Below are 11,005 nucleotides of genomic sequence, written 5' to 3' on the forward strand. Positions count from 1 at the left end.
CTGGCGCACAGCCTGGGCATGCGGCTGCTGGTGGAGGGCGTGGAGGACGCCACCACCCTGCGCCGCCTGGGCGAGCTGGGCGTCGACGAGACCCAGGGCTACCACCACGCCCGCCCCATGCCCGCCGCCGAGGTCCTGCCCTGGTTGCGCCGGCGCGCCGCGGACCCGGGACTCCAGCGGCCGGGGCTCCAGCGGACGGAGCTCCAGCGGCCGGCGGTCACCGGCCGCGGCGTCCTGCAGGAGGACCCCGCCGGGGCGTGAGGCCGGCGGAGGTGCCCGGTGCCCCTCGCCCGGCGGTGCCTCACCCCAGCAGCGCGTCGGCCAGGCGCGCGTCGGACTCGGCCCGCAGGTCCGGGTCGTGCACGGTCGTGGCGACCAGCAGCTCCTGGGCCCCCAGGCGCGCCAGCAGGTCCCCGACGCGCCGGCGCACCTGCGCCTCGGTGCCGACGACGCCCTGCGCGAGGACCTCCTGCACGGTGCGGCGCTCGCGGGCGCTGAGCTCCCCCAGCCGCACGTCACCGGGGGCCGGCAGCGGCGGGAACTCCCCGCGGGTGCGCGAGACCGCCAGGGACCACGCCTGCGGCAGCAGCTCGCGCCGGGCCGCGGCCTCGTCGTCGGCGACGAGCACGTCGGCCAGCACCGTCACGCGCGGGCCGCCGCGGCCGCGGTCGACGAAGTCCTCGCGGTACCGCGCCAGCCGCGCCGGGTCCTCCAGCGCCGGGCCGCCCACGACGACGGGCAGGCCCAGGTGCGCGGCGGTCACCAGGCCCGCGCCGGTGGCCAGCACCGCCACCGGCGGCGCCGGCACGCGCGGGCGGACCGTCACCGGCGCGCGCCCGTGCAGCAGGTCCAGCAGCTCGGACAGCCGGTCGGTGAACTCCTGCGCGTCGCTGCCCGGCGCGCGCAGCGCCGCCCGCACCGGGGCCGTGAAACCGGCCGAGCGGCCCACCCCGAGGTCGACGCGGCCCGGGCGCAGGGCCTGCAGGACGGCGAACTGCTCGGCGACCACCAGCGGGACGTGGTTGGGCAGCATCACCCCGCCGGAGCCGATCCGCAGCGCCGAGGACGGCTCCAGCGCGGCGGCCACGGCGCCCAGCAGCACCGCCGGGGCCGGGCCGACGACGCCGGGGACGGCGTGGTGCTCGGCCACCCAGAAGCGGTGGTACCCCAGCGCCTGCGCGCGCACCGCGCGCGCGACCGTCGCGCGGACCGCGGCGGCGTCGTCGCCCGGGCCGCCGCCGGGCGGGGCGGTGGCGCGGGTGCGGTCCAGCAGCGACAGGACGGGCGGGGCGGGTGCGGCGGGTGCGGGCATGGTGCCGGGTGCAACGCGCGGGCGCCGCCGTCGCGTCCCGGCGGCGCTACCCCTGGCCCGAGCCGCTGCCCCACAGGGGGTGGGCCCGCAGCACGGCGGCGGTGGCGGCGGCGCCGGCCAGCAGCAGCAGGACCTGCGCGCGCGCCGGGGCCCGCCGCGAGAGGAGCAGGCGCACCAGGTGGACCGCGCAGGCCCCGCACACGAGCACCGCCCAGAGCAGCAGCGCGACGCCGAGCAGCAGCGCCGGCGCGGACAGCGCCTCGGCGCGCCCGCCGGTGGCCCCCGCCGCCTCGCCGGCGCCCAGCGCGAGGGCGGCGCAGCCGGCGAGGGCGAGGACGACCAGCGAGGCCGCCGTCAGGGAGCCGGACCGGGTGGCTGCCACGCGGCGAGACCAGCCCGGGGCCCGTCCGCGCGGGAGCCCCCGGCGCGGGTCGCTACCCTTGCCTCCCCGCGGTCCGCAGAGCCGCGCAGCACCAGGGAGCGGCCGGTTCGTGGACGGTGAGCGAGGACCCGGGGGAGCGCCGCAGAGCGCGGCCGTCGAGGTGTACTACGACGAGTCCGCCCCGCACTACGTGCCGGGGTGGCGTTCCGTGCAGCACTACGGCCCCCTGGTGGCGGACTTCCTGCTGCGCGCCGTGACGCCGGGCTGCCGGGTGCTCGAGGTGGGGTGCGGGCCCGGGCAGCTCACCCGGGACCTGGCCCCCGACGTCCTCGTCACCGGTGTCGACCTCTCCGCGCGGATGCTCGAGGCCGCGCGCGCCGGGCGTCCCGGGGGCCGGTACGAGCAGCACGACTTCCACGACCCGCTGCCGGGCGGCTGGGGGCGCTTCGACGTCGTGCTGGCCGTGGGGTGCCTGGAGTTCTGCCGCGACCTCACCGCGACGCTGCGGAACCTCGCCGGGGCGTGCGCGCCCGGGGCGCGGCTGCTGGTGGGCGTCGTCGAGGACCGCGCCGCGCGCGGGAGCGGCGGTTCCCGGCGGCCGTTCTCCGAGGAGGGGCTGCCGGGGGTCGACCTGCACTGCTACGACCTGCCCGCGCAGCTGGGCGCGGTGACGGCCGCGGGCCTGTCCGTGTCCTCGTACCGGTTCGTGCCGGCCTGGTGGCACGAGGAGTACTCCTGGCTCGTGCACTACGGCTGGTGGGAGCTGGAGCGCGACCGGGACGCGCCGCGCGCCTGAGGGGCGCCGCCCGGGTTCCTCACGCCCCCGGGCGCGACGTCGACTCCCGCTCGACGAGCTCGAAGGAGACGGTCAGGTCCTGCGGGGCGGCCGACGGCTCGGCGATGCGGCGGGTGAGCAGGCGGACGGCCTCGCCGACGAGCCCGTCGTGGTCCGGGGAGATCGAGGACAGCGAGGGGATGTGGTACTGGGCGTCCTCGACGTCGTCGAAACCGACGACCAGGACGTCGTCGGGCACGCGCACCCCGTGGTCGGCCAGGCCGCGGACCACCCCGAACGCCAGCGTGTCGGTGACGCAGAAGACGCCGTCGGGCAGTTCGGGCAGCTGCAGCAGGTCGCGGGCGCACTGCGCGCCGGCGGCCTGGGTGACGCCCGCGTAGGCCGCGGCGGCGCTCAGGCCGCTCTCGCGCACGACGCGGGCGAAACCCCGGGCGCGCAGCGTGAAGGCGGCCCCCTCCGGCAGCGTGGTGCTGCCCAGCGCCTCCAGCGGCGGTGAACCCACGATCGCCAGGCGCCGGCACCCGCGCCGCACCAGCAGCCGGGTGGCGGCCTCGGCGCCGTCGACGTTGGGCATGCTGACGTGGTCGACGCTCTGGTGCAGCTCCTGCTCGCCGAGCACCACGACGGGGACCTCGCGCGCGAGGGCGTTGATCTCCCGCTCGCTCAGGCCCAGGGCGGCGATGACCAGGCCGTCGTAGGCGTTCAGGCGCGAGTCGCGGAAGGCGGCCAGCTCGCCCTCGCGGCTGGCGTGGGTCTCCTCCACGACGGTGGCCAGGCCCGCGCGGGAGAAGGCCAGCACCAGCCGGTGGCTGAGCTGGCTGTAGTAGTGGCTGTCCAGGGTGGGCACGGCGATGCCGACGACGCCGGTGCGCCCCTGGCGCAGGCTGCGCGCGGCGACGTTGACCTGGTAGCCCAGGCGCTCGACGGTCTCCAGGACCAGCCGCCGCGTCTGCTCGCTGACCGGTCTCTTGCCGGTCAGCGCGTTGGAGACGGTCATGGGGGAGACCCCGGCCTCCGCGGCGACGTCGCGCATCGTGACCACAGCCGACCTCCGTCGTGTCCTCGCTCGCCGCACCGGTCCGCGCAGCTGACCCGGTGGCAAAACTACAAGAGGGCGCGTCGCGGGAAGTGCTTGACAGCGTGTGGGGGCCTGCTCATTATATCGATATGCACCGGCGGGTCCGGGCCACCGAAGAGGGTGGCGCGCCAGGCGGTGCGACGACGTGGACGACCCCTGCACCACCCCGTGCACGCCCGGCCTGGACGCGGCGAGCTGCGGGGCGTCCTGGCCACCGAACCCTGTGAGGACCGCGTGCTCATCGACGACGAGCGAGCCGGCGCAGCGCTGCGCACCGCCGGGACCGCACCCGAGACCGACCCCGCGCTCGAGACCGCACCGCGGTCGGAGCCCGTGCAGCGGGTGGAGGTCGTGCTGGACGCCGACCTGCCCGGTGCGCGCATCAACCGCCACCTGTACGGGCACTTCGCCGAGCACCTCGGCCGCTGCATCTACGGCGGTTTCTGGGTGGGGGAGGACTCCGACGTCCCCCACGAGGGCGGCATCCGCCTGGACGTCGTGCAGGCCCTGCGCGCCCTGGACATCCCCAACCTGCGCTGGCCCGGCGGCTGCTTCGCCGACACCTACCACTGGCGCGACGGCATCGGTCCGCGCGAGCAGCGCCCGCGGATGGTGAACTCCCACTGGGGCGACGTCGTGGAGGACAACTCCTTCGGCACCCACGAGTTCATGGCGCTGTGCGAGATGCTGGGCGCGGAGCCGTACGTGTCGGCCAACGTCGGCAGCGGGACGGTGCGCGAGGCCGCGCAGTGGATCGAGTACCTCACCCGCGCCGACGAGTCCCCGATGGCGCAGCTGCGCCGGGCCAACGGGCGCGACGAGCCCTGGTCGGTCCCCTTCTGGGGGCTGGGCAACGAGCCGTGGGGCTGCGGCGGCGGCATGGGTGCCGGCGCCTACGCCGAGCTGGCCCGCCAGTTCGGCACCTACAGCCTGGACCACGGCGACAACCGCCTGTACCGCATCGCCGCCGGCGCCGCCGACGCCGACTACCGCTGGACCGAGGTCCTCATGCAGAACCTCGGCCGCTACCTCGGTGACGGCGAGGTCAGCGGGCACGGGAAGAACACCTACCAGGCGATCTCCTTCCACCACTACACGATCGTCGGGCCCACCTGGGAGCAGAAGGGCTCGGCCACCGAGTTCGACGCGGACGAGTACTACCGCACCATGCTCAAGGCCCGCGAGATCGAGCGGATCATCGCCGGGCACGCGAACGTCATGGACGCCTACGACCCCGACAAGCGCGTCGGGCTCGTCCTGGACGAGTGGGGCACCTGGTTCGACGTCGAACCCGGCACCAACCCCGGGTTCCTCTTCCAGCAGAACACGATGCGCGACGCGCTGGTGGCCAGCGTGCACTTCGACGCCTTCCACCGCCACGCCGACCGCCTGGTGATGGCGAACATCGCCCAGACCGTCAACGTGCTGCAGGCCATGCTGCTCACCGACGGCGACGCGCTGGTCCTGACGCCCAGCTACCACGTCTTCGCGATGAACAAGGGCCACCACGACGCCGCGGCGCTGCCGCTGACCGTGCGCGGGACGACCCCGACGCAGCGGGTGGGCGACGAGGAGCTGGCGACGTTCTCCGGCTCGGCCAGCACCAAGGACGGGCAGGTGCTCCTGTCGCTGACCAACCTCGACGCCGAGACGCCCCTGCAGGTCGCCGTCGACGTGCGCGGCGCCGTCCCCGGCGGGCCGGTCGCCCGCGTGCTGACCGCCGACCGGATCGGCGCCCACAACACCGCCTCCCAGACCCCGGTGCAGGTGCGCGAGCTGCAGGACGTCCACCTGCACGACGGCCTCCTGCAGGTGACGGTGCCCCCCCACAGCTTCGCCACCGTCAGCTTCCCCGCCGCTCGCTGAACCCCCGCGCACCGACACCCGTCGCCGCGCACCCCACGACTCCCCGAAGGAGGGGACCTCCGTGAACACGTCCTCCTCGCAGTCCTCGCAGTCCTCGCGCCTGTCGGCGCTCTCCCGCCGGCGCCTGCTGGCGCTGTCCGCCCTCGCCGGCGGCTCCGCGCTGGCCGCGTCGGCGTGCTCGGGCGGTTCGTCCAGCGCCGGCGACCCGAACACCTTCGAGTTCTGGTCGTTCACCGGCATCAACCAGAAGGACTCCGTCGAGGAGTACAAGGCGCTGGCCCCCGACGTCACCGTCAAGCTCACCGAGGTCGGCAACGCCCAGGAGACCGCGCAGGGGCTGACCACCGCCCTGGCCGGCGGCAAGGTGCCCGACCTGGTGCTCATCCAGGCCGGTGACATGCCCAAGTTCATGATGAACCCCGGCAACTTCACCGACCTCACCACCCTCGGCGCCGACGAGATCCAGGACGACTACGTCGACTGGGTCATCCAGCAGGTCAAGGCCCCCTCCGGGGAGCTGCTCGGCATCCCCACCGACGTCGGCGGCATGGGCGTCGCCTACCGCACCGACCTCATGGCCGCCGCCGGGCTGCCGACGAACCGCGACGAGGTCGGCGCGCTGTGGCCGACGTGGGACGACTTCATCGCCACCGGCCAGCGCTACACCCAGGCGACCGGCAACGCGTTCATCGACAACGCCGCCACGACCGTCTTCCTGCAGGCGGTCTCCCAGGGCGAGGAGCAGTACTACTCGGCCGACGGCGACGTGGTCTACGACACCAACCCCATCGTCCGCGACTCCTTCGACCTCGGGCTGAAGGCCATCGCCGCCGGCATCACCGCCAAGCTGGAGAGCTTCACCGACGGCTGGAACGCCGGCATGGCCAAGGGCGCGTTCGCCGCCGTCGCCGCACCGTCGTGGATGCTCGGCTCCATCCGCTCCGCGGCGCCCGACACCGCCGGCAAGTGGGACATCGCCGTCATCCCCGGCGGCAGCGGCAACTGGGGCGGCAGCTACCTGAGCATCCCGGCGCGCGCGGCCAACCCGCAGGCGGCGTGGAACTACGTGAAGGCGATGCAGTCCCCCGAGCAGCAGCTCAAGCACTTCGTCGACTCCGGCTCGCTGCCCACCACCCCGGTCAACTACGACAAGCCGGAGCTGGTGGACCACACCGACCCCTTCTTCGGCAACGCCCCCACCGGCAAGATCTTCACCCAGGCCGTCCTGGGCCTGAAGCCCTTCGTCAACGGGCAGTACAACACCGAGATCAGCACCGAGCTGCTCAACGCGCTCAACGGCGTCGAGGGCGACGGCGCCCCCGCCGACGCAGCCTGGGACACCGCGGTGAAGAACATCAAGACGGCGATCGGCGCCTGATGAGCGCCACCCTGACCCCCGGCACCCTCCGGACCGTCAAGCCGGCCACCGCCACCCGGCCGGTGGAGAAGCGCTGGGAGCGGCTGGCGCCGTACGGGTACGTGGCGCCCTTCTACGTCCTGTTCCTCGTCTTCGGCCTGTTCCCGCTGCTGTTCACCTTCTACGTCTCGCTCTTCGACTGGAACCCGATCGGCGACAAGACGTTCGTCGGCCTGGAGAACTTCCGCCAGCTCGGCGAGGACCCGCGGTTCTGGAACGCGCTGCGCAACACCTTCAGCATCTGGATCATCTCGACCGTCCCGCAGCTGATCATCGCGCTGATCCTGGCCCAGGTGCTCAACAACGCCTTCCTGCGCCTGGCCAACTTCTTCCGCATGGCGATGCTGCTGCCGTACATCACCTCGGTCGCGGCGACGGCGATCGTCTTCGCGCAGATCTTCAACCGCGACTACGGCCTGCTGAACTGGTTCCTGGAGCTGCTGGGCTTCGAGCACGTCGACTTCATGTCCACCGCCGCCGGCAGCCACGTGCTCATCTCGGTCATGGTGATCTGGCGCTGGTTCGGCTACAACACGCTGCTCTACCTGGCCTCCCTGCAGGCCGTGCCGCGCGACCTGTACGAGGCGGCCGCCGTGGACGGCGCCGGCCCCGTGAAGCAGTTCTTCAACATCACCCTGCCCTCGCTGCGCCCGGTGATCGTCTTCACCGTCATCATGTCCACCATCGGCGGCCTGCAGATCTTCACCGAGCCGCTGCTGCTGTCCAACGGCACGCTCACCTGCGGCACGGCGCGCCAGTGCCAGACCCTCTCGCTCTTCCTGTTCGAGCAGGGTTTCGGGTCGTTCAAGTTCGGCTACGGCTCGGCCGTCGGTGTCGCCCTGTTCGGCATCATCGTCGTCGTGGCGTTCATCAACTTCCTGCTCTCGAGCCGTCTGGGGAAGAAGGGCTGACATGGCCACCACCACCCACACCCGGCAGCGGGGCGACCTGCGGCCGCGCACCACGAGGACCGGCCGCAGGCGGGGCATCGTCCGGGTGCGCTGGTACACCTACCTGGTCCTCGCCCTGGCGGCGGCGGCGTGCATCTTCCCGGTCTACTGGATGTTCGTCGTCTCCTCCGTCGGCTCGGAGGCGGCCACCCAGCTCCCGCCGCGCGTGGTCCCCGGGGGGAACTTCCTCGACCTGCTGCGGCTGGTCTTCGAGACGGTGCCGTTCGTGCGCTCGCTGATCAACAGCTTCATCGTCGCGGCGCTGATCGCCGTGGGGCAGGCGTTCCTGTGCTCGCTGGCCGGCTTCGCCTTCGCGAAGATGACCTTCCGCGGCCGCGACGTGCTCTTCCTCGTCCTCGTGCTGACCATGACGGTCCCGGCGCAGCTCGCCGTCATCCCGCAGTACATGATCGTGTCGCAGCTGGGGTGGGTGGACACCCTCCAGGCGCTCGTCGTGCCCGGCCTGGTCAGCGCGTTCGGCATCTTCTGGATGCGCCAGCACATCAGCGCCACCATCAGCGACGAGCTGCTGCAGGCGGCGCGCATGGACGGGGCCAACTCCTGGCAGATCTTCGCCCGCATCGCCTTCCCCGTGGTGCGGCCGGCGGCCGCGGTCCTGGGGCTGCTGGGCTTCGTCAACGCCTGGAACGACTTCCTGTGGCCCTTCATCGTCCTGAAGTCCCCGGACATGTACACCGCGCAGATCGCCATCAAGGCCCTGCAGAGCAACATCTCCGTCGACCTCGGCCTGGCCATGGCCGGCTCCTTCCTGGTCACCGTCCCGCTGCTGGTGCTGTTCGCCTTCTTCGGCAAGCAGATGGTCTCCGGGATCATGGACGGCGCCTTCAAGGGCTGAGCGGGCGCGGCCGCCCACCCACCCCCACCACCCGAGAGAGGTCCCGATGAGCGACACCACCCCCGTGCTCAGCGACGCACAGGTCGAGCACTTCCTGGACAAGGGCTACGTGGTGCTCGAGCGGTGCTTCGAGCCCGAGCAGGCCGAGCCCGTCGTCGAGCGCGCCTGGCAGCGCCTGGGCGTCGACCGCGACGACCCCTCCACCTGGGACCGCCCGCGCGTGCACCTGCCCTCGCAGCAGAGCGTGGACGCCGCCGAGTTCGCCCCGCGCGCCTTCGCGGCCGCCTGCCAGCTGCTGGGCGGGGTCGAGCGGATCGAGACGCCCTGGTCCTGGAGCGACGGCATCATCGCCAACCTCGGCGTCGGGGCCGACCGGCCCTTCGAGCCGCCGTCGGCCCGGGTCGGCGGCTGGCACAAGGACGGCGACTTCTTCCGGCACTTCCTGGACTCGCCCGAGCAGGGGCTGCTGACCATCGTGCTGTGGACCGACGTGCTCTCCCGGGGCGGGGGCACCTTCGTGGCCACCGACTCCGTCGGCGTCGTGGCCCGGTACCTGGCCGAGCGCCCCGAGGGCGTGCTGCCCGAGCAGCTGCAGGAGACCGGCCTGATCCACCACTGCCGCGACTTCGTGGAGCTGACCGGCAGTCAGGGCGACGTGGTGCTCATGCACCCCTTCGTCCTGCACGCCACCTCCCAGAACGTCCTGCGCGCCCAGCGGCTGATCACCAACCCGCCGATCAGCCTGCGCGAGCCCATGGACTTCGACCGCCCCGACCCCGCCGACTTCTCGCCCGTGGAGCGCGCGGTGCTGCGCGGCCTGGGCGTGGACCGGCTCGACTTCCGCCCCACCGCACCGCGCGAGGCCGTCGTCCCCGAGCGCCTGCGCGCCCAGCACGAGCCGGCGAGCCGGTGAGCGCGGCCACCACCGCGCCCGCCGCCGCGAGCGGCGCCCCCGTGGACGGCTCCCCGCTGCGCGTCGGTGTCGTGGGCGCCGGCGTGATCAGCAAGCAGTACTCCGCCAGCCTGGCCCGCCTGCCCCAGCTGCGCATCACCGCCGTCTCGGACCTGGACACCGAGCGCGCCGGGGCGCTGGCCGCCGAGCACGCCGGCGCGCGGGTGCTGCCGCTGGAGCAGCTGCTGGCCGCCGACGACGTGGACGTCGTCCTCAACCTGACGCTGCCGCGCACCCACGCCGACATCGCGCTGCAGGCGCTGGCTGCGGGCAAGCACGTCTACGGCGAGAAGCCGCTGGCGATGCACGTGGAGCAGGGCCGGCAGGTCGTCAAGGCCGCCGCCGTGTCGGGGCTGCGGGTGGGCTGCGCGCCGGACACGGTGCTGGGCACCGGGGTGCAGTCCGCGCGCGCGGTGCTCGACACCGGGCAGATCGGGGTGCCGCACTCGGCGACGGCGTTCATGACCACCCCCGGGCACGAGCGCTGGCACCCCCAGCCGGACTTCTACTACCAGCCCGGCGGCGGGCCGCTGCTGGACATGGGCCCGTACTACGTCACCTCCCTGGTGCACCTGCTGGGTCCGGTGCAGCGGGTGGTGGGCGTCTCCTGGCGCCCGCAGCAGCAGCGCACCATCGGCTCGGGCCCGCGCGCGGGGGAGTCCTTCGAGGTGGCGATCGACTCCTCGGTGGCCGGGGTGCTGGTGCACGCCAGCGGTGCGGTGTCCACGCTGGTGATGAGCTTCGACACCTGGGCCGCGCGCCTGCCGCGCATCGAGGTGCACGGCACGGGCGGTTCGCTCTCGGTGCCGGACCCGAACCACTTCGACGGCAGCGTGCAGGTGTACTCCGCGGCCAGTGCCCCGGCGCCGTCGGCGGAGGCGGACCACGAGGCGAACTGGCGCGAGGTGGGGGTGCGCGCGGGGTACGTCGGCGCCGGGCGCGGGTACGGGCTGGCGGACCTGGCGATCGCGCTGGGTGCGGGGCGTGCGCACCGGGCGAGCGATGAGGTCGCGCTGCACGTGCTGGACGTGATGGAGTCGGTGCAGCGGGCGGCGGACACGCGCTCGACGGTGGAGCTGAGCACGACGTGCGAGCGGCCGGAGGCGGTCGGCGAGCCGGTGGACCTCACCGCTGCACCGCTGCACCACCTGAGCACCTGAGCACCTGAGCGTTCCACCACCCGACCGGTCCACCTCCTGAGAGACTCCACCCCCTGAGAGACTGAGCACCGCAGGTGACGCCACCGCCCCACGGCGGCGGGGCGTCGTGCACCTCCCCCACCCGGACCGGGGGGGGGGGGGGGGGGGGGGGGGCGGGGGCGCGGTGGTAGGCCGCCCCCCCCCCGCCCCGCCCCGCCCGCACCGCGCGCCGGCGCGCCCCGCGGGCCCCGCCCCCC

General features: G+C 73.8%; 11 protein-coding genes. 8 read left to right on the top strand and 3 right to left on the bottom strand.

What is annotated here, in order from left to right; genetic code table 11:
- Positions 1-261 (top strand): EAL domain-containing protein (locus ACRYR7_RS21335; protein WP_432574122.1); only part of this gene is annotated, 261 nt, incomplete at its 5' end.
- Between the two features lie 40 nt (positions 262-301).
- On the opposite strand, the gene ACRYR7_RS21340 is transcribed toward ACRYR7_RS21335, so the two are convergent.
- Both ACRYR7_RS21340 and ACRYR7_RS21345 read right to left on the bottom strand, forming a co-directional pair.
- On the bottom strand, positions 302-1,312 hold the full coding sequence (locus ACRYR7_RS21340) for an MsnO8 family LLM class oxidoreductase (protein ID WP_432574123.1): 1,011 nt from the start codon (positions 1,310-1,312) through the stop codon (positions 302-304).
- A 46-nt stretch (positions 1,313-1,358) separates the two neighbouring features.
- Positions 1,359-1,694, bottom strand: coding sequence for a hypothetical protein (locus ACRYR7_RS21345; protein WP_432574124.1), 336 nt, complete (start codon positions 1,692-1,694; stop codon positions 1,359-1,361).
- 109 nt (positions 1,695-1,803) lie between these two features.
- Between ACRYR7_RS21345 and ACRYR7_RS21350 the strand changes: the two genes are divergently transcribed.
- Positions 1,804-2,490 (top strand): class I SAM-dependent methyltransferase, encoded by a 687-nt coding sequence (locus ACRYR7_RS21350; protein ID WP_432574125.1) that lies wholly within the window; start codon positions 1,804-1,806, stop codon positions 2,488-2,490.
- Between the two features lie 19 nt (positions 2,491-2,509).
- On the opposite strand, the gene ACRYR7_RS21355 is transcribed toward ACRYR7_RS21350, so the two are convergent.
- Positions 2,510-3,523, bottom strand: a complete 1,014-nt coding sequence (locus ACRYR7_RS21355; RefSeq protein WP_432574131.1) for a LacI family DNA-binding transcriptional regulator — start codon at positions 3,521-3,523, stop codon at positions 2,510-2,512.
- Positions 3,524-3,901: 378 nt separating this feature from the next.
- On the opposite strand from ACRYR7_RS21355, the gene ACRYR7_RS21360 reads away from it, so the two are divergent.
- From ACRYR7_RS21360 to ACRYR7_RS21385, 6 genes are all read left to right on the top strand, one after another.
- Positions 3,902-5,434 (top strand): alpha-N-arabinofuranosidase, encoded by a 1,533-nt coding sequence (locus ACRYR7_RS21360; RefSeq protein WP_432574132.1) that lies wholly within the window; start codon positions 3,902-3,904, stop codon positions 5,432-5,434.
- A gap of 61 nt (positions 5,435-5,495) precedes the next feature.
- Complete coding sequence (locus tag ACRYR7_RS21365; protein WP_432574126.1) at positions 5,496-6,812, top strand: ABC transporter substrate-binding protein; 1,317 nt, start codon at positions 5,496-5,498, stop codon at positions 6,810-6,812.
- On the top strand, positions 6,812-7,762 hold the full coding sequence (locus ACRYR7_RS21370; RefSeq protein WP_432574127.1) for a carbohydrate ABC transporter permease: 951 nt from the start codon (positions 6,812-6,814) through the stop codon (positions 7,760-7,762). Before ACRYR7_RS21365 ends, ACRYR7_RS21370 begins: the two co-directional genes overlap by 1 nt.
- Position 7,763: 1 nt before the next feature.
- Entirely contained in the window at positions 7,764-8,657 is an 894-nt protein-coding gene (locus tag ACRYR7_RS21375) for a carbohydrate ABC transporter permease (RefSeq protein WP_432574128.1), read from the top strand.
- 46 nt (positions 8,658-8,703) lie between these two features.
- Complete coding sequence (locus ACRYR7_RS21380) at positions 8,704-9,570, top strand: phytanoyl-CoA dioxygenase family protein (RefSeq protein WP_432574129.1); 867 nt, start codon at positions 8,704-8,706, stop codon at positions 9,568-9,570.
- Entirely contained in the window at positions 9,567-10,769 is a 1,203-nt protein-coding gene (locus tag ACRYR7_RS21385; protein WP_432574130.1) for a Gfo/Idh/MocA family protein, read from the top strand. The genes ACRYR7_RS21380 and ACRYR7_RS21385 overlap by 4 nt, the downstream gene beginning before the upstream one ends.
- The last annotated feature ends 236 nt before the right edge of the window (positions 10,770-11,005 follow it).

This window comes from Kineococcus gurbantunggutensis (assembly GCF_050871925.1).
Lineage (GTDB): Bacteria > Actinomycetota > Actinomycetes > Actinomycetales > Kineococcaceae > Kineococcus.

What these genes read in the sequence shown, in the direction of transcription:
- ACRYR7_RS21355 (WP_432574131.1), bottom strand. Translation starts at nt 3,523, where the DNA reads ATGCGCGACGTCGCCGCGGAGGCCGGGGTCTCCCCCATGACCGTCTCC.
- ACRYR7_RS21340 (WP_432574123.1), bottom strand. Translation starts at nt 1,312, where the DNA reads ATGCCCGCACCCGCCGCACCCGCCCCGCCCGTCCTGTCGCTGCTGGAC.
- ACRYR7_RS21375 (WP_432574128.1), top strand. Translation starts at nt 7,764, where the DNA reads ATGGCCACCACCACCCACACCCGGCAGCGGGGCGACCTGCGGCCGCGC.
- ACRYR7_RS21380 (WP_432574129.1), top strand. Translation starts at nt 8,704, where the DNA reads ATGAGCGACACCACCCCCGTGCTCAGCGACGCACAGGTCGAGCACTTC.
- ACRYR7_RS21370 (WP_432574127.1), top strand. Translation starts at nt 6,812, where the DNA reads ATGAGCGCCACCCTGACCCCCGGCACCCTCCGGACCGTCAAGCCGGCC.